The sequence below is a fragment of the Haemophilus sp. HMSC061E01 genome, assembly GCF_001810345.1.
Taxonomy (GTDB): Bacteria; Pseudomonadota; Gammaproteobacteria; order Enterobacterales; family Pasteurellaceae; genus Haemophilus_D.
Genome location: NZ_KV801005.1, coordinates 112,170 through 136,290, shown reverse-complemented (window position 1 = coordinate 136,290; position 24,121 = coordinate 112,170). Strand labels below are relative to the sequence as shown.

The 24,121-nt window shown below is 39.6% G+C and carries 22 protein-coding genes and 1 other RNA gene; 10 read left to right on the top strand and 13 right to left on the bottom strand.

Annotated elements, in window-relative coordinates; genetic code table 11:
• From ftsA to pheA, 5 genes are all read left to right on the top strand, one after another.
• Entirely contained in the window at positions 1-1,275 is a 1,275-nt protein-coding gene (gene ftsA, locus HMPREF2732_RS04090; protein ID WP_070591373.1) for a cell division protein FtsA, read from the top strand.
• Between the two features lie 86 nt (positions 1,276-1,361).
• Positions 1,362-2,669, top strand: coding sequence for a cell division protein FtsZ (gene ftsZ / locus HMPREF2732_RS04085; protein WP_005696524.1), 1,308 nt, complete (start codon positions 1,362-1,364; stop codon positions 2,667-2,669).
• Positions 2,670-2,710: 41 nt separating this feature from the next.
• The gene (gene lpxC, locus HMPREF2732_RS04080; protein WP_049370105.1) at positions 2,711-3,628 is read left to right on the top strand and encodes a UDP-3-O-acyl-N-acetylglucosamine deacetylase; all 918 of its coding nucleotides are present in this window, start codon (positions 2,711-2,713) and stop codon (positions 3,626-3,628) included.
• A 121-nt stretch (positions 3,629-3,749) separates the two neighbouring features.
• A complete protein-coding gene (ushA, locus tag HMPREF2732_RS04075) occupies positions 3,750-5,390 on the top strand; it encodes a bifunctional UDP-sugar hydrolase/5'-nucleotidase UshA (RefSeq protein WP_070591370.1) in 1,641 nt (546 codons plus the stop codon).
• Positions 5,391-5,398: 8 nt separating this feature from the next.
• Positions 5,399-6,556 carry a prephenate dehydratase gene (gene pheA / locus HMPREF2732_RS04070; protein WP_049373917.1) on the top strand — a complete coding sequence of 386 codons (1,158 nt, stop codon included), beginning with the start codon at positions 5,399-5,401 and terminating at the stop codon, positions 6,554-6,556.
• Between the two features lie 67 nt (positions 6,557-6,623).
• Here the strand turns inward: pheA and HMPREF2732_RS04065 are convergent, their stop codons facing one another.
• A complete protein-coding gene (locus tag HMPREF2732_RS04065) occupies positions 6,624-6,950 on the bottom strand; it encodes a zinc ribbon domain-containing protein YjdM (protein ID WP_049370107.1) in 327 nt (108 codons plus the stop codon).
• Between the two features lie 110 nt (positions 6,951-7,060).
• Here HMPREF2732_RS04065 and HMPREF2732_RS04060 point away from each other — a divergent pair, with 110 nt between their 5' ends.
• A complete protein-coding gene (locus tag HMPREF2732_RS04060) occupies positions 7,061-7,621 on the top strand; it encodes a YtfJ family protein (RefSeq protein ID WP_049366223.1) in 561 nt (186 codons plus the stop codon).
• Between the two features lie 33 nt (positions 7,622-7,654).
• Here HMPREF2732_RS04060 and HMPREF2732_RS04055 read toward each other — a convergent pair whose 3' ends face one another.
• Together HMPREF2732_RS04055 and HMPREF2732_RS04050 are read right to left on the bottom strand one after the other, a co-directional pair.
• Entirely contained in the window at positions 7,655-7,822 is a 168-nt protein-coding gene (locus HMPREF2732_RS04055; protein ID WP_049366225.1) for a zf-HC2 domain-containing protein, read from the bottom strand.
• A gap of 11 nt (positions 7,823-7,833) precedes the next feature.
• Positions 7,834-8,382 (bottom strand): sigma-70 family RNA polymerase sigma factor, encoded by a 549-nt coding sequence (locus HMPREF2732_RS04050; protein WP_049370108.1) that lies wholly within the window; start codon positions 8,380-8,382, stop codon positions 7,834-7,836.
• Between the two features lie 112 nt (positions 8,383-8,494).
• Here HMPREF2732_RS04050 and HMPREF2732_RS04045 point away from each other — a divergent pair, with 112 nt between their 5' ends.
• Positions 8,495-8,836 carry a hypothetical protein gene (locus tag HMPREF2732_RS04045; protein WP_049370109.1) on the top strand — a complete coding sequence of 114 codons (342 nt, stop codon included), beginning with the start codon at positions 8,495-8,497 and terminating at the stop codon, positions 8,834-8,836.
• Positions 8,837-8,898: 62 nt separating this feature from the next.
• Here HMPREF2732_RS04045 and cysS read toward each other — a convergent pair whose 3' ends face one another.
• On the bottom strand, positions 8,899-10,278 hold the full coding sequence (gene cysS / locus HMPREF2732_RS04040) for a cysteine--tRNA ligase (RefSeq protein ID WP_049366230.1): 1,380 nt from the start codon (positions 10,276-10,278) through the stop codon (positions 8,899-8,901).
• A gap of 111 nt (positions 10,279-10,389) precedes the next feature.
• Between cysS and HMPREF2732_RS04035 the strand changes: the two genes are divergently transcribed.
• Positions 10,390-10,899: a peptidylprolyl isomerase gene (locus HMPREF2732_RS04035; RefSeq protein WP_005699853.1), complete on the top strand. Its 510-nt coding sequence runs from the start codon at positions 10,390-10,392 to the stop codon at positions 10,897-10,899.
• Between the two features lie 57 nt (positions 10,900-10,956).
• Complete coding sequence (locus HMPREF2732_RS04030) at positions 10,957-11,745, top strand: TatD family hydrolase (RefSeq protein WP_070591369.1); 789 nt, start codon at positions 10,957-10,959, stop codon at positions 11,743-11,745.
• Here HMPREF2732_RS04030 and nrdG read toward each other — a convergent pair.
• Positions 11,742-12,209, bottom strand: coding sequence for an anaerobic ribonucleoside-triphosphate reductase-activating protein (gene nrdG / locus HMPREF2732_RS04025; RefSeq protein WP_005696501.1), 468 nt, complete (start codon positions 12,207-12,209; stop codon positions 11,742-11,744). The genes HMPREF2732_RS04030 and nrdG overlap by 4 nt on opposite strands.
• Positions 12,210-12,336: 127 nt before the next feature.
• Here nrdG and ffs point away from each other — a divergent pair.
• Positions 12,337-12,435, top strand: an RNA gene (ffs, locus tag HMPREF2732_RS04020) — signal recognition particle sRNA small type.
• Positions 12,436-12,461: 26 nt separating this feature from the next.
• On the opposite strand, the gene cydC is transcribed toward ffs, so the two are convergent.
• The 8 genes from cydC to nrdD all read right to left on the bottom strand — a co-directional run bounded on the left by cydC (position 12,462) and on the right by nrdD (position 23,864).
• A complete protein-coding gene (cydC, locus tag HMPREF2732_RS04015; RefSeq protein ID WP_070591366.1) occupies positions 12,462-14,192 on the bottom strand; it encodes a heme ABC transporter ATP-binding protein/permease CydC in 1,731 nt (576 codons plus the stop codon).
• Positions 14,192-15,952: a heme ABC transporter permease/ATP-binding protein CydD gene (gene cydD, locus HMPREF2732_RS04010; RefSeq protein ID WP_070591364.1), complete on the bottom strand. Its 1,761-nt coding sequence runs from the start codon at positions 15,950-15,952 to the stop codon at positions 14,192-14,194. Before cydD ends, cydC begins: the two co-directional genes overlap by 1 nt.
• A gap of 117 nt (positions 15,953-16,069) precedes the next feature.
• Positions 16,070-17,023, bottom strand: a complete 954-nt coding sequence (trxB, locus tag HMPREF2732_RS04005) for a thioredoxin-disulfide reductase (protein WP_049367778.1) — start codon at positions 17,021-17,023, stop codon at positions 16,070-16,072.
• Between the two features lie 89 nt (positions 17,024-17,112).
• On the bottom strand, positions 17,113-17,970 hold the full coding sequence (locus tag HMPREF2732_RS04000; RefSeq protein ID WP_070591362.1) for a co-chaperone YbbN: 858 nt from the start codon (positions 17,968-17,970) through the stop codon (positions 17,113-17,115).
• 119 nt (positions 17,971-18,089) lie between these two features.
• Complete coding sequence (locus HMPREF2732_RS03995) at positions 18,090-19,400, bottom strand: nucleobase:cation symporter-2 family protein (protein ID WP_070591358.1); 1,311 nt, start codon at positions 19,398-19,400, stop codon at positions 18,090-18,092.
• A 134-nt stretch (positions 19,401-19,534) separates the two neighbouring features.
• Entirely contained in the window at positions 19,535-20,932 is a 1,398-nt protein-coding gene (locus tag HMPREF2732_RS03990; RefSeq protein WP_070591355.1) for a DASS family sodium-coupled anion symporter, read from the bottom strand.
• Between the two features lie 149 nt (positions 20,933-21,081).
• Positions 21,082-21,663: a uracil-DNA glycosylase family protein gene (locus tag HMPREF2732_RS03985; RefSeq protein ID WP_070591351.1), complete on the bottom strand. Its 582-nt coding sequence runs from the start codon at positions 21,661-21,663 to the stop codon at positions 21,082-21,084.
• A 74-nt stretch (positions 21,664-21,737) separates the two neighbouring features.
• The gene (nrdD, locus tag HMPREF2732_RS03980; protein WP_070591350.1) at positions 21,738-23,864 is read right to left on the bottom strand and encodes an anaerobic ribonucleoside-triphosphate reductase; all 2,127 of its coding nucleotides are present in this window, start codon (positions 23,862-23,864) and stop codon (positions 21,738-21,740) included.
• Positions 23,865-24,121 lie beyond the last annotated feature (257 nt).

Sequence of the window (24,121 nt, the reverse complement as noted above, 5' to 3'; positions counted from 1 at the left end):
ATGGCAAAAGAGTTGGAACCGAAAGTAATTGTAGGTCTTGAAGTTGGTACATCAAAAGTTGTTGCTGTCGTTGGGGAAGTCCTTCCTGATGGCGTAGTAAATGTACTTGGCGTGGGCAGTTGTCCATCAAAAGGGATTGATCGTGGCAGTATTACTGATTTAGATGCCGTTGTTAATTCTATCCAACGTGCCATTGAAGCAGCTGAATCAATGGCCGATTGTCAAATTATGAGCGTGACTCTTGCGATTACAGGTGAACATATTCAAAGCCTGAATGAGAGCGGCTTTGTTGCTATTTCTGAAAATGAAGTAACTCAAGATGAAATTGATGATGCTTTACATACAGCGAGCTCAGTAAAATTACCTGAGGGTCTTTCTTTATTACACATCATTCCACAAGAATATGCCGTAGATAAACAAGTTAATATTAAAAACCCATTAGGTTTGCAAGGTGTTCGTTTAAAAGCAAACGTACACTTAATTGCGTGTCATCAAGACTGGCAAAATAACTTGAAAAAAGCAGTAGAGCGTTGCGGATTACAAGTCGATAAAGTCGTGTTCTCCGGCTTTGCAGCAACACATTCTGTTTTAACTGAAGATGAAAAAGATCTTGGTGTTTGCTTAGTTGATTTTGGTGCAGGTACCATGAATATGATGGTTTACACCAATGGCTCGTTGCGTTTCAGCAAGGTTATTCCTTACGCAGGGAACATTGTAACCAATGATATTGCCCATGCATGTACCGTTTCTCGTGCAGAAGCTGAACGCATTAAAGTGAATTATGCGAGTGCATTATATCCGGCACGTTTACATGGCGATAAGAAAATTGAAGTAGCAAGTATTGGTGGTCGAGCGCCACGTGCTTTAACAAAAAGTGATTTATCTTTAATCACTTCAGCAAGATATATTGAACTATTAGGCGTTGTTAAGGACGAATTAGATAAGCTCAAAGCAGATTTAGAAAGCAAACATATTAAATTTGAATTAATTGCTGGTGTCGTTATTACCGGTGGTGGCGCACAAATTGAAGATTTAAAAGATTGTGCTTCAAATGTATTTGGTTGCCAAGTGCGTATTGGTAGTCCATTGAATATTACGGGTTTAACGGATTATGTAAACCGTCCACAATATTCAACTGTAGTTGGATTATTACAATACCATCATCAAAATAGTGATAATGATCCTGTAGATAGTAACTATGGTGATGAAGGTGTTGGCAGAAAATTCTGGAAAGGCCTTAAAAATATTTTCAATAAAGTGAAATCAGAATTTTGATCATTTTGACTTTTTCATTTACAATAAGAAAGATTTAACTTTTATTAATATGCTAGCAGAGTATTAGCAGTAACGGAGAACAGCAAATGTTATACCCAGAGTATGGTGATTTTGAAGAGCAAACAGGTGCACTGATTAAGGTTGTCGGTGTCGGTGGAGGCGGCGGTAACGCAGTTAACCACATGGTTGCTAACATGGTGCAACAAGAATTCAATGGTAATTTCTTGGGCGAAAGTGCAATTGATAGCGAAGAGCACGGTAAAATCGTATTCTATGCGGTGAATACCGATGCGCAAGCATTACGCAAAAGCCAAGTTCAACAAACTGTACAAATTGGTGGGGCAACAACGAAAGGTCTTGGTGCGGGGGCAAACCCAAATGTAGGTCGTAAAGCGGCTGAAGATGACCAAGAAGAAATCCGTAAAATGCTTGAAGGTGCAGACATGGTCTTTATCGCAGCCGGTATGGGCGGTGGTACAGGTACTGGTGCCGCACCAATCGTCGCTAAAGTTGCGAAAGAATTAGGTATTTTAACTGTTGCTGTTGTTACTAAGCCATTTAGCTTTGAAGGCAAAAAACGTATGCAATTTGCTGAATTAGGGATTAAAGATCTTTCACAATACGTGGATTCAATGATCATTATTCCTAACCAACAAATCCAAAAAGTTCTCCCGAAAAATGCAACGTTAATTGATGCTTTTGCTGCTGCAAATGACGTATTACGTAACTCTGTTATGGGCATCTCCGATATGATTACGTCTCCAGGTTTAATCAACGTGGACTTTGCAGACGTAAGAACCGTTATGTCGGAAATGGGCCAAGCAATGATTGGTTTCGGTTCAGCTCAAAGTGAACCAGGTGCGGGCCGTGCAGAAGAAGCAGCTCGTCTTGCAATTAAAAATGATTTATTAGAGAAAGTCGATCTTTCTAACGCTAAGGGTATCCTTGTTAATATTACCTCAGGTATGGATCTCGGCTTTGACGAATTTAACGTGGTAGGTGACACTGTAGGTAGCTTTGCATCAGAAGACGCGACTATCGTTGTGGGTACCAGTTTAGTCCCTGAAATGAGCAATGAAATTCGTGTCACGATCGTTGCAACAGGTTTAGGTGATGTTGTTGCGGCTGAGCCAGTCGTAATTGCTCGTCCTCAAGCAGCAGTACAACAAGCGCCAGTTCAACAACCCGTAGCACAAGAAACGATTCAGCCACAACCGCCAGTTGGTTTACATGGTTTAGATGCATTAAGACATAATCCACAGCCAGAACCAGCACAGGAGCAAAATCCACAATACGGTAACTTAAATAAACCGCTTGACCCAAGCCGTTTAGAACAGTTAAGAAATAATCCTAATTTCTTTAATCCGGCATCATTTGGTCGTGATGAGAAATAAGAGTAGAAGTAATCTTGTTGTGAAGCAATAAGGTAAAAGAGATGATTAAACAAAGAACATTAAAACAAAGCATTAAAGTCACTGGTGTAGGCTTACATAGCGGTAAAAAAGTAACGTTAACGTTGCGTCCGGCTATGCCAAATACAGGTGTGATTTACTGCCGTACTGATCTCAATCCGCCGGTGACTTTCCCTGCGAATGCAGATTCAGTGCGTGATACAATGCTTTGTACTGCACTTGTGAATGAGCAAGGTGTGCGTGTTTCAACTGTAGAACACCTAAATGCAGCGTTGGCTGGTTTAGGTATTGATAACATCATTATCGAAGTTGATGCACCTGAAATTCCAATCATGGACGGTAGTGCAAGCCCATTCATTTACTTGCTTTTAGACGCAGGTATTGAAGAACAAAATGCACCGAAGAAATTTATTCGTATTAAGAAAAAGGTACGAGTAGAAGACGGTGACAAATGGGCAGAATTCAAACCTTATAATGGTTTCCGTTTAGATTTTACAATCGACTTTGATCATCCAGCGATTAGTAAAAATGTACGTAATTATGTGATGGATTTCTCTGCACAAGCATTCGTACATCAAATTAGCCGTGCAAGAACCTTTGGTTTCATGAAAGATATTGAGTATCTTCAATCTCAAGGTCTTGCATTAGGTGGTAGCCTAGATAATGCCATCGTATTAGATGATTACCGTATCTTAAATGAAGACGGATTACGCTTCAGAGATGAATTAGTTCGTCACAAGATGCTTGATGCGATTGGCGATCTTTATATGTGTGGCTATAACATTATCGGTGATTTCAAAGCCTATAAATCTGGTCACGGTTTAAATAATAAGTTACTCCGTGCAGTACTAGCTGATCAGGAAGCGTGGGAATTTGTTACCTTTGAAGATAAGAAACAAGTTCCACAAGGTTATGTTGCACCTGCACAGGTACTCATCTAACAATGTTTTGTTGAAAAGCTATACTTCTTTCGGGAGTATAGCTTTTTTATTTCCCATCTTGCTCTGTTATTTTTGTTTTCTGCGAAGGTAAAGAGCGGTCAAAAATAGAGGTATTTTTATTATGAAAAAATTATTTACCGTGCTTCCTCTTGTGCTAGTAACGTCTGCTGCAATGGCATATGAACAGGACAAAACCTATCAATTTACCATATTGCACACTAATGATACGCACGGACATTTTTGGCCGAATGCAAAAGGTGAATATGGCTTTCCTGCTCACAAAACAATTGTTAATCGTGTAAAAGCTGAAGTCGAGCAAAAAGGTGGGTCACTCATTTTATTAAATGCAGGTGATTTTAATACTGGTGTACCTGAGTCAGATATGCAAACAGCAGAACCTGATATTAAAGCAATGAACGCAATGGGTTATGAGGCAACTGTATTAGGTAACCACGAGTTTGATAATCCACTACAAATTCTTGATATGCAAGAAAAATGGGCAAACTTCCCATTCTTATCAGCAAACGTAATTAACACCAAAACAGGTAAAACCTTAGTTAAGCCTTATACGATTTTAAATAAACAAGATCTTAAAATTGCAGTGGTCGGTTTAACCACAGAAGATACTGCAAAATTAGGCAACCCAGAATATCTTCACAATGTGAAGTTTGAAGATCCTACAACAGTAGCAAAAGCCACATTAAAAGAGCTAAATGAAAAAGTTAAGCCAGATGTAAAAATTGCTTTAACGCATATGGGCTATTACTATGATGCGAAACATGGTTCAAATGCGCCGGGTGATGTGAGCCTTGCACGTAATTTAGATAAAGGCGCATTCGATATGATTATCGGTGGTCACAGCCATGATCCGATTTGTGTGGATGATAAAGGCGTATGGATTAAAGATTATCAACCAACTCAGCCATGTAAACCAGATTTCCAAAACGGCACTTGGATTATGCAAGCGTTTGAATGGGGCAAATACGTTGGTCGAGCTGACTTTGAGTTCAAAAATGGTGAATTAAAATTAGTGAATTATCAATTAATTCCAGTGAACTTGAAGAAAAAAGTGAAAAAAGAAGACGGTAAAACAGAATATGTGAACTATGCCGAAGAGATTCCACAAGATCCAGAAATGGAAAAACTTTTAAAAACTTACCAAGATAAAGGCGATGCATTATTAAGCCAAAAAGTGGGTAAACTAAAAGGTAAGTTAGAAGGCGATCGTACCATTATCCGTTTTGAACAAACTAACCTTGGTCACTTAATTGCAGAAGCACAACGCCAAAAAGCGAAAGCTGACATTGGTATCATGAACTCTGGTGGTATTCGTGATTCTATCCAAGAAGGTGATGTAACTTATAAAGATATTTTAAAAATCCATCCATTTGGTAATATTGTGAGCTATTTTGAATTAACCGGTAAAGAATTACTGGATTATTTAAATGTGGTGGCATTGAAAGAAGTGGATTCTGGTGCTTACGCACAATACTCAGGTATCAGCATGACAGTAAATTGTGCGGAGAAGAAAGTTGAAAATGTGAAAATTCAAGGTAAACCATTGGATTTAAATAAAACTTACCGTATCTCTTTACCAAGCTATAATGCAGCAGGTGGAGATGGTTATCCAGTCATGACAAAAAATCCAACTTTCGTCAACACAGGTTTTATTGATGCGGATGTTTTAAAAGAATTTTTTGAGAAAAATTCACCTATTAATGCTGAAAAATATATCCCTCATAATGAAGTAACCTTTAAATAAGGAATGAAATGGCATTAGATTTATCAGAAATTCGTCAGCAAATTACGCAAATTGATCGTAGCTTGTTAAAGCTGCTTTCTGAGCGTCATCGCCTGGCATATGATGTAGTAAGAAGCAAAGAAGTGACGCAAAAAGCGTTGCGTGATTTAGAGCGTGAGCAGCAACTTTTACAAGAGCTTGTGCAATTTGCTGAAAGCCAAAATTATCAGCTTGAACCACAGTATATTACATCGGTCTTCCAAAAGATCATTGAAGATTCTGTGCTCACACAGCAAGTGTATTTGCAGAAAAAGCTCAATGAGCAACGAGAAGAAACGTTACATATTGCTTTTTTAGGCAAGCGTGGTTCTTACTCTAATTTGGCTGCGCGTAATTATGCGGCTCGTTATAATCAGCAGTTTGCTGAAATCAGTTGTGATTCCTTTGCTCAAATTTTTGAAAAGGTTGAAAGTGGAGAAGCTGATTATGGTGTACTGCCTTTAGAAAACACTACGTCAGGTGCAATTAATGAAGTTTATGATTTGCTTCAACATACCACCTTATCTTTGGTGGGCGAGTTAGCTTATCCTATCAAGCACTGTGTTTTAGTGAATGAGCAAGATGATTTAAGCAAAATTGATACGCTTTATAGCCATCCACAAGTGATCCAGCAGTGTAGTCAATTTATTCAAAGTCTTGAGCGTGTGCATATTGAATTCTGTGAAAGTAGCTCTCATGCGATGCAACTCGTGGCAAGCTTGAATAAACCGAATATTGCGGCATTAGGCAATGAAGATGGTGGCAAGCTTTACGGCTTACATGTGTTAAAACATAATATTGCCAACCAAGAAAACAATATTACGCGTTTCATTGTCGTAGCCAAACAAGCACGTGAAGTTTCACCGCAAATCCACACGAAAACCTTATTGTTGATGACCACATCGCAACAAGCCGGTTCTTTAGTAGACGCCTTACTTGTGTTTAAAAAGCACGGTATTAATATGACCAAGCTTGAATCTCGTCCTATTTATGGCAAACCTTGGGAAGAAATGTTCTATTTAGAAATTGAAGGAAATATTCATCATCCAGATACCCAAATTGCCTTGGAAGAGCTTAAGCAATTCAGTAATTATCTGAAAGTGCTTGGTTGTTATCCAAGTGAAATAGTGAAACCTGCGAAGGTATAATGAAAATAAAAAAGAGCGGTCGATTTAAAACAACGTTAAAATCGACCGCTCTTTTTATTGGGAATTCTTAAGCTTTTTTCAAGAACTCTGATTTCAACATGATTTTGCCACAATCGACGTTGTGATCACCGTTGACTAAACGGATGTTTTTGAATTTAGTGCCTTTCTTCAACACTTCAGATGAACCTTTTAATTTTAAATCTTTAATTAAAAGCACATCATCACCATCGGCTAATAAATTACCGTTGCTGTCTTTGACAATCAGTTGATCTTCATCGGCTTCAACTGCTTCGTTACCATTCCACTCATTGCCACAATCAGGGCAAATAAAATTCACAGAATCATGATAAACATATTCACCTTTACATTTTGGGCAAGCTGGCATTTGATCCATTTCTTTTTCCTTCTTTATCTGATTTAAGCAAAGTATAATGCGCACGGAGTATAACAAAAAAGTGACTATTCGCCAAAAAATGGGCATTTCACGGAATTTATGAGGTATTTATGAAAAAAATCATGCTTTTGAGTGCTGTGATGGGGAGTTTAATCTCAGCCAATACATTCGCTCACAATATTCAACCTAATCAACTTTTAGCCAATGTAACGGTTTCGGATAAAGGCGAAATCACTTTAAATGGCAATGATGTAGCGTATAAATCGTGGAGCTCAACGGCATTACCTGGCAAAGTCCGTGTGATTCAGCATATTGCAGGCAGAAGTGCGGCAAAAGAGAAAAATCAAGCGATGATCGAAGCCATCAAAGCAGCTCATTTTAACCAAGCCAAATATCAAACCACGACCATTATTAATGCTGATGATGCCGTTGTGGGCACGGGTATGTTTGTGAAAAGTAGCGCAGAAAAAGGCAAAAAAGAAAATGCCCATAGCCAAGTGATTTTAGATGATAAAAGTGCGGTTAAAAATGCGTGGGGATTACGTGAAAAAGACAGCGTGATTATTTTGCTTGATAAAACCGGCAAGGTGCAATTTGTGAAAGAAGGTAAATTGACGGATGATGAAGTCAAAGAAGTGATTTCACGTGCAACAGCATTAATGGCGAAGTAATAGAGTAATAAGCGGAAGTTCTCTTCCGCTTTTTTATCCTTTGAAATCCTTCATTAATTTTCTCAATGTGCCACAATTTCGTTGAAATTTACGGCAATGTGTACAGATGGCAAGATGCAAATTGAGCCCAATTTTTTCTTTAGTCATTAATGAGCGTTCTTGCGCATCTGAAATGAGTCGAGTCGCTTGGCGACATTTCATAAAATCACTCCTTAAAGTTTATGAGATAAGCAGTTTTGAAGTTGTAAGCGAGCACGATAGAGTGTCGTGTGCAAGTTACTTATGCTTAGTTGATTTTCTTGGCAAATTTCTTCGGAAGATAATTCCAAAAACTCTCTCATCATAAAAATCTTGGCTTGTTTGGCTGGCAGGCAAGTTAAGCAAGTTTCAAAAATCAGCCAGAATTCTTCAGAATAGACCGCACTTTCGCTCAGTTCGAGATCGAGTGGAGAATGTTCAGCTTTCCAGTGGCCCCCTTCATCAAAGAAATGATTAGTTTGTTCTTCATCTTCAATTTCGGTTTCTAGCACTAATTTGCCTTTCTGGCGAAGAAAATCAATGATTTTATTTTTTAAGATAGCAAAGACCCAGGTCTTAAATGCCGCTTGTCGTTTAAATTGCTCAAGATGGTTAAATGCACTTAAAAAACTCTCTTGCACCAAATCTTCAGCTAATACAGAATCGCCCACCTGTAATGTGGCAAATTTCAGCATTTGCTCTCTAATTTGAGCCAAGTCTTTATTGGAAATTCCAGTTTTCATATTTTTTCCTTGAAAAAAGTGTAAGAAATAGATTTCTCATTCGTCTAATGATAATGAAAGGGGAAACCTTTCCATCCAATGCTAATTATTCACAAATTAAGGAAGATTCAAAATGAAAAATATTACTTCAAAAACAACCTTTACTGCTATTGCTGCACTTTTCTTCGCAACCAGTCTTTATGCGACCGATATGAAATCTAATGAAATGTCGATGGCAAAAGATTCCATGCCGATGACAAAAGATTCCATGCCGATGACAAAAGACGCTATGCCAATGCAAAATGACAAAATGGCATCTGATGGGATGATGAAATCTCATGATATGAAATCTCACGACATGAAAATGGATAATATGAAATCAGAAGGAATGAAATCTGATGATATGAAAACAAAAGAAATGAAAGCAAAAGAAATGAAGAAAAAAGCAAAAACAATGGAAAAACCGAAAATGTAATGCTTTCTTCTTAAAAGAAAAACTGCGGTCAATTTGACCGCAGTTTTTGTATCAAAGTGAGATTATTGTTTACGCCACGTCGTGCCGTTAGGGCCGTCTTCTAACACAATTCCCATTGCAGTGAGTTCATTACGAGCCGCATCTGCAGCAGCCCAATCTTTAGCAGCACGCGCTTCGTTGCGTTGTTTGATGAGCGCTTCAATTTTTGCGACTTCATCATCGTCAGAGCCCGCTTGTAAGAATTTTTCTGGATCTTGTTGAAGTAAACCTAAGATACCCGCTAATTCACGTAAACGAGCAGCAAGACCATTGGCTTTTTCTGTATCTTCAGTTTTCAATTTATTGATTTCACGAGCCATTTCAAATAAGACAGAAAGGGCATTCGGTGTATTGAAATCATCATCCATTGCCTCACGGAAGGCTTCCACAAAATTTTCACCACCAAAAGCAACCGCACTTTGATCGGTGCCACGTAAAGCGGTGTACAAACGTTCTAATGCACCTTGTGCTAAATTCAGGTTTTCTTCACTGTAGTTGAGCTGGCTGCGATAGTGTGCTGTTAGTAAGAAATAACGCACCGCTTCTGCATTGTAGTGGTTTAATACATCACGAATAGTGAAGAAGTTGCCGAGGGATTTCGACATTTTTTCTTTATCTACCATGATCATGCCAGAATGGATCCAATAATTCACATATTGACCACCATGAGCACAGCAAGATTGCGCAATTTCATTTTCGTGGTGCGGGAACATTAAATCAGAACCACCGCCGTGAATATCAAAATGTTCACCAAGTTGTTTACAGTTCATCGCTGAACATTCAATGTGCCAACCTGGACGACCAGCACCCCATGGCGATGGCCAGCTTGGTTCGTTTTCTTTCGACATTTTCCAAAGCACGAAATCCATTGGATTTTTCTTGATTTCATTAATTTCAATACGTGCACCGGCTTGTAATTGGTCAAGATCTTGGCGCGATAATTTGCCGTATTCTTTAAAGCTTTCCACGTCAAACATGACATCACCATTGTCTGCAACATAAGCATGACCACGTGCAATCAGTTTTTCCACAATCTCAATAATTTCAGGGATATGATGCGTCGCACGAGGCTCAAAATCTGGACGTAGTACGTTTAACGCATCAAAATCTTTATACATTTCTTGCACCATGCGATCTACAAGTTGATCGCAGGTTTCTTTGTTTTCTAATGCACGTTTAATGATTTTATCGTCCACATCAGTGATATTACGCACATAAGTTAAATCGTAACCTAAAGAACGTAAATAGCGGGCAATCACATCAAAACATACAAAGGTACGACCATGGCCAATATGGCATAAATCGTAAACGGTCACGCCGCACACATACATACCCACTTTTCCTTTATGGATAGGTTTGAACACTTCTTTTTCACGAGTGAGGGTATTAAAAATCTTTAACATATTTTTTCTCTTAAAACTAGTTGGAAAACGACCGTACTTTTTCTGCTCCTTGTGGCACTTTCTCGCCATTTGTGGAATAATGAATGCCTTAATTTTCAAGAGGAAAACAAAATGGTTACATTACACACAAATTTTGGCGATATTAAAATTAAACTTGATTTTGATAAAGCGCCAATCACTGCAGAAAACTTTTTAAACTATTGTAAAAACGGTTTCTATAATAACACAATTTTTCATCGTGTTATTGATGGATTTATGATTCAAGGCGGTGGTATGGAAAGCGGAATGCGTGAAAAAGCAACAAACGCACCGATCCAAAATGAAGCTAACAATCGTTTAAGTAACAAACGTGGCACAATCGCCATGGCGCGTACCTCTGATCCACATTCTGCAACGGCACAATTCTTCATTAACGTGGCAGATAATGACTTCTTAAACTACCGTTCAAAAGAGATGTTTGGCCGTGAAGTGGTACAAGAATGGGGCTATGCCGTATTCGGTGAAGTGGTTGAAGGCATGGATGTGGTTGATAAAATCAAAAAAGTAAAAACCGGTAATAAAGGTTTCCACCAAGATGTTCCAACAGAAGATGTCGTGATTACATCGGTGTCTGTCGAATAATTAATTCGGTGTGTGGATGCGTAATCTACACACTTTTTTCTTAAGTGAAATAACGCAATGCCTTTCTTCGATACTCATACCCACCTTGATTATCTTCATCATGACACTGGTGAGCCATTAGCTCAGCTCGTGGAGAACGCTAAGCAAGCTGATGTGCAAAAAATTTTGATTGTGGCGGTAAAAGAATCGGATTTTAAAACAATCCAAAATATGACCGCACTTTTCCCTGAGCATCTTTATTGTGGACTTGGGTTGCATCCTCTTTATATCAAAGAACACCAAGAGAACGATTTAGAAATTTTGGATACGGCGTTATCTGTACGTGATCAAAATTGTACAGCCGTAGCCGAAATTGGTTTAGAGTGTGCGATTCCAGATTTATTGACGGATGAATTATGGCAAAAGCAACAGCACTTTTTAGAAAGTCAGCTTTATTTAGCGAAGAAATACAATCTGTCGGTCAATTTGCATAGTCGAAAATCCCACGAGCAATTATTCCGCTTTTTGAAACAGGCTAATTTGACAAAATGTGGTGTGGTGCATGGTTTTTCAGGGAGTTACGATCAAGCGAAACGATTTGTGGATTTAGGCTATAAAATTGGCGTAGGCGGCACTATTACTTATGAGCGCGCGAATAAAACGCTCCAGGCGATTGCGAAGTTGCCATTAGAGGCGTTGGTGTTAGAAACGGATACACCAGATATGCCGGTGTTTGGCTTTCAAGGACAACCTAATCGACCAGAACGGATTGTTCACACCTTTGAGGCGTTATGCCGTTTAAGAAGTGAAAATGCTGAAGTGATTAAAGAAACGGCTTGGCAGAATAGCTTAACCTTATTCGGTTAAACCTTAAAACGGTAAATTACTTGATTGGCTGAACCACGCCAAACTAAGCTTGGGTCAGCCTGTTCTTGTATAAATTTTCCATCAATGAGCACGTCAATATAAGGCAACATTTGACGTTGATAATCATCAAGTTCATCCAGTTTATATCCCGTCCACACCCAAATGTCCTTATCGGGACATTCTTTTTTGACACGTTGAACAAAAGGAAGTAAGGCTTCAACATTACGAGGATGCATCGGATCTCCACCAGAAAGTGTGAGCCCTTGACGTTTAATGCGCGTATCTTTTAAATCATTGATGATCTGTTGTTCCATCGCCTCATCAAATAATACACCATTATCAAAAGACCAGCTCTTTTGGTTGTAGCAACCACGGCAACCATGCGTACAACCGCTAACGAAAAGAGTACAACGGGTGCCTTCGCCATTTACAACATCGGTAGGGTAGTATTGGAGATAGTTCATGGTTTTACCTTAAAAGTGCGGTTGATTTTCTCGTCAAATTCACCGAATTGATAAATTAACCTTTGCAATACAGGGCCAATTCTTGCATAATAGCCCACCTAGTCGCATTGCGATATCAATGGAAATCTTCTCAGTCTCTCGCAACGGTGTCCGGTTTACTCGGTCAGGTTCGGAAGAAAGCAGCCAAAGTCGGAATTTCTGTGTGCCGAGAATAAGCTGGGAAGATTTCCACCCAACTTATCCTTCCTTGTTTTACACACGCTCCACTAATTGTTTGAAGAACCCTTTTTCTAATTGCAATAATTCTGCATAAGTGCCTTTTTCAATTAGCTTCGCTTCGTCAATCACAAAAAGTTCATCAAATTGCTCAATCGCCGTTAAGCGGTGAGTCACCATAATTAAGGTTTTATTTTCAGCATGAGCAAGAATCAAACGTAAAATTTGGCGCTCAGTTTCGCGATCTAAACCTTCTGTTGGCTCATCTAATAATAAAATTGGCGCATCATTAAGCAAAATACGCGCTAAGCCTAAACGACGTTGTTCTCCACCAGAAAGTGGACGGCCGCCATCACCTAGCCAAATATCTAAGCCTTGTTCTTGTTCCAACAATTTGCCTAAACCAACTTGATTTAACACCTCGATCATTTTTTCATCTGAAATATTGACCGCACTTGCGAATTGCAGATTTTGACGAAGTGTATCGCTAAATACATGAACACGTTGCGTTAAAAAGCAGAATTGGCTGCGTAATGTGTCTTCGGCGTAATCAGCAATCGGCTTGCCAGCAAGAAATAGCTGACCTTGGTTTGCATCGTAATTGCGTACTAAAAGCTGTAATAACGTGGATTTTCCGCTGCCTGTTTTACCTAAAATGGCGACTTTTTTACCTTTTTGAATGGTTAAATTCAAATTCTCTAAAGCACGATTTTGACGTTCAGGATAAGTGAAAGAAAGATCTTTGGTTTCAATTAATGTTGTGGCGTTTTGATCGAACTCCGCTTTGCCATTAAAGGTCACTAATGGTTGCTGCTCGATAATATCTGTCACGCGTTCAGCTGACGCAATGACTTGCCCGATATGTAAGAACGCAGAACCTAATGGCATTAAGATTTCAAACGATGCAAGGGCCGCAAAAGTGAAGAGCGCAATAAATGCCATACGATATTCATCGTTGCCAAATTCCGCTTGTGAGCTAAACCACAACATTGCGGCAATAATCAAACCATTTAAGAAGAGTGAAAGTGCGGTTGAAAATCCACTTAAATTGGCTTCTTTTTGCTGGTCTGCTTGCCAGTTAGCTTCAGTTTTAGCCATGTTATTTTTCAATTTATCTTCGGCATTAAAGAGTAATAATTCAGCTTGCGCTTGGATAAATTCTAGGAATTGTGTGCGGTAAAGTGCACGTGAATGCACGAGTTTGTCGCCAAATTTTTTACCTAGTTGGTAGAAAACGGTTGGAATAACGAATACCAATAAAAGTAGGCTAATGCCTAAACCTAAGGCTAAAGGAGTATTGACGAAACTTAGGCCAATGCACATAGCTAGAATCACAAAAATAGCCGTAATAAATGGCGCAATTAAGCGAAGATAAAGGCTATCGAGAGTATCTACATCAGACACTAAGCGGTTTAGCAAATCGCTGTTACGGTAGCGATTTAACACACCAGGGCTTAATGGAATAATTTTCTCAAAAACTTGTACCCGTAATTTAGCCAAAATGCGGAAAGTCGCATCGTGTGTCACCAACTTTTCAAAATAGCGGAAAAGGGTGCGGCTAATAGCAAGCCCACGCACGGAAGCAGATGGATAGAAGAAATTAAATAATGTACCAAGTCCCGCAATTGCTGTTGCTGCTAAAAACCAACCCGATGTGGTCAGTAAGCCAATACTGGATGCTAGACCTGTGATCATTAAAACCAAGCCTAAAAATAAAGGCAACTTGGCGAATTTAAATAAACGTAAAAAGGGAAGTAAAGCCCGCATTATTGAATATCCTCTTTTCGTTGAGCCAATAATTCGGCAAAGAAGCCTTGATCTTTTAATTGGTTGAAATGGCCTTGTTGAACAATTTCACCTTCTTGCATCACTAAAATGTTGTCACATTGTTTCAGATCTTCAATGCGGTGTGTGATCATTAAGGTGGTTTGGTTATGGCTCATTTCTGCAAGGGCAGCAAGTACCAGATTTTCAGATTGAGCATCGAGGCTAGCCGTTGGCTCATCGAGTAATAATAAATTGCCTTTGCGTAGTAAAGCGCGAGCGATAGCTAAGCGTTGCGCTTGGCCTACGGATACCCCTATCCCACCATCTTTAATTTCACTATCTAAGCCTAATTTATCGGTAAACTCTTTCGCTTGCGCAGAAATCAAGGCTTGTTCGATTTGCTCTTCAGTTGCTTGAATATCGCCTAAAAGTAGATTTTCTTTGATGCTACCTTGTAGCAGTAATGGGTTTTGACCTACCCAAGCAATTTGTTTGCGCCAGTAGCTTAAACGGCTTTGATTAAGTTCTACACCGTTAATTTTTAAGCTGCCTTCATAGGGCAAGAAGCCGAGTAATACATTGATTAAAGAGGTTTTTCCTGCACCACTTTGGCCCACAAGGGCAATATGACTTTCTTTCGGAATATGGAATGAAAGCGGCTTCGTTAATGGTTGACCTTGTGGCGAAAGCGCCACTAAATTTTCAGCCTGAATTTCGACCGCATTTTGTGCTGGAATTTGTTCATTGCCTTGATGTGCAATTAAATAGTCTGCTTCTAAGAAATCGACAATGGCATCAGCAGCACCAATACCAGCTGCACGATCGTGATAGTAAGTCCCGAGATCACGCAGTGGTTGATAAAACTCTGGTGCAAGAATTAAGCAGAAAAAGCCGGTAAATAAGGTCAGCGTGGTGCCATAAGTACCAAATTCAACTTGGCCTAAGTAGCTAAAACCAAAGTACACTGCCATTAAAGCAATGGAAATGGACGTGAAAAACTCTAACACGGCAGAAGAGAGAAACGCCATTTTAAGTACCGACATGGTCGTTTCACGGAAGTCTTCCGTTGTGCTTTCAATATGTTGTGTTTGTTCTGAAGTGCGGTTGAAAAGACGTAAGGTTTCTAAACCACGTAAGCGATCCAAGAATTGTGCACTTAAGCGAGAAAGGGTAGCCATATTTTTTTGGCTGCTATCTGCTGCTGCAATCCCCACCAGAATCATAAAAATGGGTACAAGTGGAGCAGTGACCATCAAAATCAGTCCAGCCGCCCAGTTGAGTGGGAATACGGCAATTAAAATCACCATTGGTACAATGGCAGACAAACTTTGTTGTGGTAAGAAACGCGCATAGAAGTTATGCAGATTTTCCACTTGTTCAAGCATGATACTTGCCCAGCTTCCGGCTGGTTTGTTATTGATAGTCGCAGGTCCCACTTGGTGGATTTTGTCTAAGATCTTTTGACGCATGTGATTGCGCAGTAATCGACCTGCTTTAAAGCCAATTTTTTCGCGTAGCCATAAAATGACCGCACGCAACGCAAAAGTAATGATTAATGCAATAAAATATGGAATCAATTCAGCGCGATCGACATGTTGCATAATGAGCTTGTCGAGCAATGTCGCAAGAAAATAGGTTTGAACCACCAGAATTAAGGAGGAAAGTGTGGCAAGGGCAATATTGGTGCGCATTAATTTTTTAACAGGTTGTTGCTGCGCACGAAGCCATTTTTGTAAATATTTTTGGCGAAGTTTGTCCATTGTTTTTATTTATCCTAGGATAGGATGAGTTGGATGGAGGATTAAAAAATCTACCTTTGAAAAATAATAGGTGCGTGAAACCTTGTTTTACGCACCTTACATGAGAATTTAGCGCACTTATTCTTGTGCATCTAAATAACGTTCAGCATCTAATGCCGCCATACAGCCTGTTCCTGCTGAAGTAATGGCTTGGCGATAGTTATGATCCATTACATCACCCGCAGCAAATACACCTTTTACAGAGGTCGCTGTTGCATTGCCTTCAAGGCCTGATTTAACGACGATATAACCGTTGTTAAGTTCAAGCTGACCTTGGAAAATTTCAGTGTTTGGCGCATGACCGATGGCAATAAATAAACCGTCTAATTTCACGTCTTCTTTTTCGCCAGTTTTCACGTTTTCTAAACGAACACCTGTTACACCCATGTTATCACCTAACACTTCATTTAAAGTGCGGTCAGTATGAAGCACAATTTTGCCTTCTTCGACTTTTTTGTATAAGCGATCGATTAAGATTTTTTCTGCGCGGAAACTATCGCGACGGTGGATTAAATGTACTTCAGAAGCAATATTAGCTAAGTAAAGAGCTTCTTCAACGGCGGTATTTCCGCCACCGACAACCGCAACGGGTTTATTGCGATAGAAGAAACCATCACAGGTTGCACAAGCAGAAACACCACGGCCTTTATAAGCGGTTTCAGATTCTAATCCGATATAACGTGCTGATGCCCCTGTTGCGATGATTAATGCATCACATGTGAAGGTTTGCATATCGCCATAAAGTTTGAATGGGCGAGAAGATAAATCGACTTTATTGATATGATCAAACACGATTTCCGTTTCAAATTTTTCGGCGTGTTGCAACATACGTTGCATTAAACCTGGACCAGTGGTCATTTCAAAATCACCCGGCCAGTTTTCAATTTCATCAGTAGTGGTAAGTTGCCCGCCCTGTTGAAGACCGGTCACTAAAACAGGTTTTAAGTTTGCACGTGCGGCATAAATAGCGGCGGTATAACCCGCAGGGCCTGAACCTAAAATTAATAATTTACTGTGTTTAACGTCTGACATAAAGAATCCTTTGTTTATAAAATAAAGCATGAGGCTTTTGGAATTCGTTCATTATAAAGCCTTCATGCATAAAAAAATAGTTGATCGTATTAGTAAAGCAATGAATACAGCAATCGGCGATATTTATTGGTTATAGGATCCGCATTGCCAATGGCTGATAAAATAGATAAAAACTGTTGTTTCACTTCACCATTTTCCGCAGAAAGATCTTGTTTAAGAATGCTAAATAATAAGCCCAATGCTTCTTCGTTTCGATTAGCTTGATGTAGCTGTACTGCCAATTTCAACGCAATTTCAGGCGTTGGATTTTTCGCATAATCCGCTTGTAGTTGTTGAATTTCTGGCGTATCAGCGGCTTTAATTAAAAGCTCAATCTGCGCTTGTAATCCATGCCAACGGCTATCGCGATCCTGAATCGGAATTTGCACTAAAATATCTGCCGCAGGTTCTGTTTTTTTCATGGCGATATAGGTTTCCGCATAAAGTAACGCCACATCGCTGTTTTTCTTATCCGAAAGTTCCCAGGCTTCTTTCAGTAATGGAAGGGCTGAGTTGTAATCTTCTACTTGTAAAAAATCCAAGGCTTTTTGGAATTTTAAATCTTCTTCTTTTGGCAAAATTGCACTCAAACGTTGCAATAAACTGGCTTCATCTAATGCACCAGGGAACGCATCTATTGCTTGAGCCTCTTTGAAAAGATAGGTCGTAGGCAATGCTTGAATACGAAATTGAGCAGCAATCATTTGCTCTGTTTCACAATTGACTAAGCCGAGAATAAATTGTCCTTGATGTTGTTCTGCAACACGTTGTAGGACTGTTGCAAAATCAGCTGATTCTTTATGGCTTGGCGCATAAAAGTTAATGACAAGTGGCGTTTCAACAGAACGTTGCAACGTTTCAGTAAGATTTTGTTCGTTGAGCTCAACGAAGAAAGGTAAATCTGCCATTTTTATTCCTTCATAAATGGAAAATGATGCATGATTTTAACAAAGTGCGGTCAGTTTTAGAAATGTTTTACAGGAAAAGAAAAGGGCAGTGTTAATCTGCCCTTAGTTGAGATGCATTTTTATTCTTTTGTTTCTTCCACTTTATCTTCTGGAAGCACAAGGTTAAGAATTAAGGCAAGTAATGAGCCAACAGTAATGCCTGAACCGAGCACTTCTTTGAAAAAGTGCGGTAATTTATCAAGTAATTCTGGACGAGTCGTCACGGCTAAGCCACAGCCAATGGAAATCGCGATAATTAAACCATTACGTTTGCTACGTGCCACTTTATCCAACATTTGGATACCCGCAGCGATAATCATCGCGAACATCATTAAGCCTGCACCGCCTAATACTGGTAATGGAATTGATACAATTAATGCACCGAATACAGGGAATAAGCCCGCTAGCGCTAGAAGTACACCGGTTAGCGCAACCACGTGACGGCTAGCCACGCCAGTTAGAGAAATGACACCAATGTTTTGTGAGAATGAAGAGAATGGTGTGGTGGACATAATGGCGGCTAAGGCTGATCCTAAACCATCGGCTAAAACCCCGCCTCGTAAATGTCTACCAGTGATTTCGGTTTTGGTGGCATTACCTAGTGCTAAGAAGTTACCGCTTGATTCAACGATCGTCACTAAATAGGCAATAGACATGCCGATAATACCTGAAATAGGGAAAGCTAAGCCAAAGTGTAGTGGTTGCGGAATCGCAAAAGTTTGTGCTTGTTTTACACCTTCAAAGCTTACCCAGCCCATGGCTAAACAGACGAGATAGCCTGTCATCATGCCAATAACGATCGCTGCGGCAGAGAAAATGCCTTTACCCCATTGTACGAGAGCGACCACTATCACTAATACAAAGCTCGCCATCATTAAATTTTCTGGCGTCGCATAATTCGCATCACCACGTTGACCACCAGCAAACCAGTCAACGGCAACTGGAATAAGACTTAAGCCGATCATCATAACGACAGTTCCTGTCACAAGTGGTGGGAATAATTTACGAATATACGGCATGAAGAAACTGCCGATAATCATCACTAAGGAACCAATGAGAGAAGAACCTAAAATACCAGCGATGCCATATTCACTGAAACCGATGGCAAGTGCAGCAGCAACGAAAGTAAAACTGGTCCCCATCACACTTGGCAAACGAATACCCACAGGGCCTAAGCCTTTACATTGGATAACGGTCACCACACCAGAAATCAAAAGTGCAGCATTCACTAGCGTAATGGTGTCTTCGGTAGGTAATTTTAAGACGTTACCAATGACTAATGGTACGGCAATAATTCCCCCTAGTGCAGCAAGTAAATGTTGTGCGGCAAGGAGTAAACTCAATCCGAAAGGTGGTTTGTCTTCCACCGTATAAAGCAGGTTGTTATTCATTTGGTTTCCCTAAGTAAAAAAATTGTGCGAATTATACGTTAATTTTTATTTCAGGCAAACGTTTGCGTAAATAAAATAAAAAAGTGCGGTTAAAAATCATCTTGTTTTTAACCGCACTTATTCGATTTTAAAGGTTACATCCAGAAGATATAAGCAATTGTTCCGATAATTAGCATACAGGTTAAATCAATAAATTTACCCACGCGGATCATTTCGGATTGTTTAACAAAACCTGTTGAGTACACAATCGCATTCGGTGGTGTACCGACCGGCATCATAAAGGCACAAGATGCCCCTAGGCCGATAATCATTGCAAAACCAAGCGGTGGCATATTCAGTGCTTGTGCGATGGAAATAAAGATTGGAACCAGTAAAGCTGCGCTTGCAGTGTTTGACGTAAATTCAGTCAAGCAGACAATAAAGGCGGCAACAATTAATGCCATCACATAGTAGTGACCGCCTTCAATAATGAAGACAATACCATCTGCCATGATTTTACTTGCACCAGACTCAGTCAATACCGAGCTTAAGGTTAAACCGCCACCGAAGAGGAACAGCACACCCCATTCTGTATTTTCTTGCACTTGTTTCCAACTTGCGATACCCGTTACACAAATGACAATTGCTGCGGAGAGTGCAACCATACTGTCAAAGCTGCCAATAGGTTTTGGCAAACCTAATGATTGAGAAATAATTGGGTTAAGGTACCCACCAAAAATCCACAGAATTGCTACAGTGATAAAAATGACCAACGTTAAAATACGTTGTTTGGTCATGTGAATTTTTTCAAATTCAGCAGCAAAACGAAGGCCTAATTTAGGTTTAAATACAAGATATAACCAACCAATAATAAGCGGGAATAAAATTAACATGGCTGGCGTGCCATACATTAACCAGTCAGCAAAACCTAAATGAAGTTGGGAGGCTGCAATCGCATTAGGTGGGCTTCCCACAAGTGTTCCCATCCCGCCAATGGTGGCACTATAGGCAATCCCTAATAACACGAATACGTAAGTATTGTGATCTTTATTACGGTCTAACTGACTTAAAATGGTCATTGAAAGCGGGATCATCATCGCCGCCGTGGCCGTATTACTCATCCACATAGATAAAAATGCTGTTGCTAAGAAGAGGTAAAGCACCGCAACAAAGAGACGACCTTTCGCTAATTGCATGATTTTGTTGGAAATCATTTGGTCGATCTTTTGCACATTTAATGCCGTAGCAAGTGCAAAACCACCAAAGAATAAGAAAATAGTGGGATCTGCAAAGGCAACAAGCGCCTCACGACTATTAGCTAATCCTAACAGAACAGATAAAATAGGCACGAACAATGCAGTGATCGTTACACTGACGGCTTCGGTAAGCCATAAAATGGCTACAAATGCGAGTAAAGATAATCCTTTATTTGCCGCCGGTTCAAAAGGAAGGGTATTAAGTAAAATAAAAAAGAGCGCGACATCAAAGAGGAATATAATGGTTTGTTTATTCCACGCTTTTCGTTGAGAATTGGTGACGGGGATTGATTGCATATTTCTCCTTATATTTTTTATGGCCGCCGATTGTAGCACAAGAGTAATTAATCAGAAAATAATGCATACTAAAAATTGATTAGTATTAAAGCAAAGTGCGGTCAAAAACCTCCTGATTTTTGACCGCTCTTTATTCGTGGAATATTTGTTTAACGGGATAAAATCGCTTTCACTTGCTTTTGTAATGTTGGCACAATCTCTTGTTCAAACCATGGATTTTTCTTGAGCCAAATTTGGTTACGTGGAGAAGGGTGAACGAGCGGAAGAAACTGAGGGAGAAAATCACGGAAATGGTGAACAGTCTCAGTGACATTAAGGTTATTTTCTGGCAAATAGTATTTTTGTGCATATTGTCCAATAAGAATCGTCAGCTCAATATTAGGCAAATTAGCGAGAATTAGCGGATGCCATTTTTCTGCGAAGCCTTTGCGCGGTGGTAAATCACCGGATTTGCCTTTTCCAGGGTAATAAAAGTCCATCGGGATGACAGCAAACAAACCAGAATGATAGAAGGTATCACGATCCACACCGAGCCATTCACGTAGGCGATCACCGCTTTTATCATTCCAATATAAACGACTTTCTTGGGCTTTAATTCCGGGGGCTTGTCCGACAATATTAATACGAGCCGTGGTTGGCGCGGCAAAAAGCGGTTCAATGCCTTTTGCTGTGAACGATTGATTATCGGGATCTTGCATGATGGATTGCGTGATTTGTGTAAGTGTTGACATGGTACTTCCTTATTTATTGAAATAAAAATAGCTCACTTTTGATGAGCTATTTTATCATAATCAATGTTGCGACATTATAGGTGTTTCACTCGACGTTTTACTTCTTCCTGTTTGCCCGCATTGAATGGACGAGCATCAGGACTGCCGAGATAACCGCAAACTCGTCGGGTTACAGACACTTTTGCACTGTCATGGTTGCCACATTTCGGACAAACAAAGCCTTTACTTGTGCAATTAAATTCTCCTGTGAAACCACATTCGTAACATTCATCAATTGGCGTATTGGTGCCGTAATAAGGCACACGATCGTAGCTATAATCCCACACATCTTCGAGTGCTTTCAGGTTATGTTGAATGTTAGGATATTCGCCATAACAGATAAAGCCGCCACTCGCTAATTCAGGATAAGGCATTTCAAAGTCTAATTTATCGTATGGATTCACTTTTTTTTCTACATCTAAGTGATAGCTATTAGTGTAGTAGCCTTTATCGGTAACGCCTTCAATAACTCCAAATTGTTTGGTATCTAAACGACAGAAGCGATCGCACAAGTTTTCACTTGGTGTGGAATAAAGGCTAAATGCATAGCCGGTTTCTTTCTGCCATTGTTTTACCGCTTCGCTTAAACGACGAACAATCGCGATGCCTTTTTCACGCAGTTGTTCATCGTCAAAAATATGCCCTTTTTTATACAGCGCATTGATGGTTTCGTGAATGCCAATATAGCCTAAAGAAATTGATGCTCGTCCATTTTTGAAAATATCGGCAACGTTATCATCGGCTTTTAATCGAACCCCACACGCACCTTCCATATAAAGAATTGGCGCGACACGGGCTTTCGTATTTTCTAACCGAGCAATACGGGTAAGCAAGGCTTTCTTCGCAAGGGCTAGGCGTTCATCTAAAGTGCGGTAGAATTTTTCTTCGTTTCCTTGTGCTTCAAGAGCAATACGAGGTAGATTCAAACTCACCACACCTAAATTATTGCGACCATCATGCACTTCATGGCCGTTTTCTTCATAAGCACCCAAGAAGCTACGACAACCCATTGGAGCTTTGAATGAGCCTGTGACTTTAACCACTTGATCATAGTTTAAAATATCCGGATACATGCGTTTTGATGCGCATTCTAATGCCAGTTTTTTAATATCATAGTTCGGATCTTGTTCGTTTTGGTTCACGCCTTTTTTAATGGTAAAGACCAGTTTAGGGAAGACCGGTGTTTTATGATTTTTACCCAAACCACGAATACGGTTTTTCAAAATCGACTGTTGAATTAAACGTTCTTGCCAACTTGTACCTAAACCAAAACCAAAGGTAACAAACGGCGTTTGACCATTGGACGTATGGAGCGTGTTAACTTCATATTCAAGGGATTGAAACGCATCAAAACATTCTTTTTCAATTAGCGCTTTTGCATAACCTTCCGCATCCGGAATTTGCCATTGTGCAGCGTTTTTCAAATGTTTTTCAAAACTGAGTTGAACATACGGCGCAAGCACTTCATCAATGCGATTAATGGTTGTACCGCCATAAATATGGCTGGCTACTTGAGCAATAATTTGTGCAGTAACCGCTGTTGCTGTGCCGATAGATTTAGGCGGTTCAATTTCGGCATTACCCATTTTAAAACCATGTGAAAGCATACCTTTTAGATCAACCAGCATGCAGTTAAACATTGGGAAAAATGGCGCGTAGTCTAAGTCGTGATAATGGATTTCGCCTTTTTCGTGAGCTTCCACGACATCTCTTGGCAGAATGTGACGTTTAGCATAATGTTTGGCCACAATACCTGCTAGTAAATCACGTTGGGTAGGAATCACTTTCGCATCTTTATTTGCGTTTTCATTGAGTAATTCCACGTTGCTTTGTTCAATCAGCCCTTCAATTTCTTTGGTTAATTGGCTGCGTTTTTCACGAGCAAGATCACGATCGTGACGATATTCAATATAAGCACGTGCAATTTGTGGATACTTGCTTGTCATTAAGTGATCTTCAACGATTTTTTGAATCTGGTTGATATCAATTTCATGCTGATAGTGACTAAAAATCTCGGTATTAATTCGCTGGCTCAGATCATGGATATACATTTCATCAACAATATTGACCGCACTTGCCGCTTTTCTGATTGCATTAGTAATACGTTGTAGGTCAAACCCAATTCGTGAACCATCACGCTTAATCACGAAGAAAGCATTCATTTTATGACTCCTATATAGGCTAACTTTAAAAAAAACGAAAGCACTATATATAGTTTTATTTAATAGATCAACACACAATATGTAGTGTTATTTTATGTTTTTTGATGCTTAAAATTGTGGAGGAACCTTGCTAAATCTGGAAATCAAGAGAGTTTTTATTGAGAATTATTCTCAAATTATTTTTTAATAAATTTGATCTATGTCAAGATTTTTGGCAATAAAAAACGGACGAAAAATCGTCCGCTCTTTTAGTCTTA

Bases quoted from the DNA above. Each gene is read 5' to 3' on its own strand.
- ftsA (WP_070591373.1), top strand. From the start codon at position 1: ATGGCAAAAGAGTTGGAACCGAAAGTAATTGTAGGTCTTGAAGTTGGT.
- ftsZ (WP_005696524.1), top strand. From the start codon at position 1,362: ATGTTATACCCAGAGTATGGTGATTTTGAAGAGCAAACAGGTGCACTG.
- lpxC (WP_049370105.1), top strand. From the start codon at position 2,711: ATGATTAAACAAAGAACATTAAAACAAAGCATTAAAGTCACTGGTGTA.
- ushA (WP_070591370.1), top strand. From the start codon at position 3,750: ATGAAAAAATTATTTACCGTGCTTCCTCTTGTGCTAGTAACGTCTGCT.
- pheA (WP_049373917.1), top strand. From the start codon at position 5,399: ATGGCATTAGATTTATCAGAAATTCGTCAGCAAATTACGCAAATTGAT.
- HMPREF2732_RS04065 (WP_049370107.1), bottom strand. From the start codon at position 6,950: ATGGATCAAATGCCAGCTTGCCCAAAATGTAAAGGTGAATATGTTTAT.
- HMPREF2732_RS04060 (WP_049366223.1), top strand. From the start codon at position 7,061: ATGAAAAAAATCATGCTTTTGAGTGCTGTGATGGGGAGTTTAATCTCA.
- HMPREF2732_RS04055 (WP_049366225.1), bottom strand. From the start codon at position 7,822: ATGAAATGTCGCCAAGCGACTCGACTCATTTCAGATGCGCAAGAACGC.
- HMPREF2732_RS04050 (WP_049370108.1), bottom strand. From the start codon at position 8,382: ATGAAAACTGGAATTTCCAATAAAGACTTGGCTCAAATTAGAGAGCAA.
- HMPREF2732_RS04045 (WP_049370109.1), top strand. From the start codon at position 8,495: ATGAAAAATATTACTTCAAAAACAACCTTTACTGCTATTGCTGCACTT.
- cysS (WP_049366230.1), bottom strand. From the start codon at position 10,278: ATGTTAAAGATTTTTAATACCCTCACTCGTGAAAAAGAAGTGTTCAAA.
- HMPREF2732_RS04035 (WP_005699853.1), top strand. From the start codon at position 10,390: ATGGTTACATTACACACAAATTTTGGCGATATTAAAATTAAACTTGAT.
- HMPREF2732_RS04030 (WP_070591369.1), top strand. From the start codon at position 10,957: ATGCCTTTCTTCGATACTCATACCCACCTTGATTATCTTCATCATGAC.
- nrdG (WP_005696501.1), bottom strand. From the start codon at position 12,209: ATGAACTATCTCCAATACTACCCTACCGATGTTGTAAATGGCGAAGGC.
- cydC (WP_070591366.1), bottom strand. From the start codon at position 14,192: ATGCGGGCTTTACTTCCCTTTTTACGTTTATTTAAATTCGCCAAGTTG.
- cydD (WP_070591364.1), bottom strand. From the start codon at position 15,952: ATGGACAAACTTCGCCAAAAATATTTACAAAAATGGCTTCGTGCGCAG.
- trxB (WP_049367778.1), bottom strand. From the start codon at position 17,023: ATGTCAGACGTTAAACACAGTAAATTATTAATTTTAGGTTCAGGCCCT.
- HMPREF2732_RS04000 (WP_070591362.1), bottom strand. From the start codon at position 17,970: ATGGCAGATTTACCTTTCTTCGTTGAGCTCAACGAACAAAATCTTACT.
- HMPREF2732_RS03995 (WP_070591358.1), bottom strand. From the start codon at position 19,400: ATGAATAACAACCTGCTTTATACGGTGGAAGACAAACCACCTTTCGGA.
- HMPREF2732_RS03990 (WP_070591355.1), bottom strand. From the start codon at position 20,932: ATGCAATCAATCCCCGTCACCAATTCTCAACGAAAAGCGTGGAATAAA.
- HMPREF2732_RS03985 (WP_070591351.1), bottom strand. From the start codon at position 21,663: ATGTCAACACTTACACAAATCACGCAATCCATCATGCAAGATCCCGAT.
- nrdD (WP_070591350.1), bottom strand. From the start codon at position 23,864: ATGAATGCTTTCTTCGTGATTAAGCGTGATGGTTCACGAATTGGGTTT.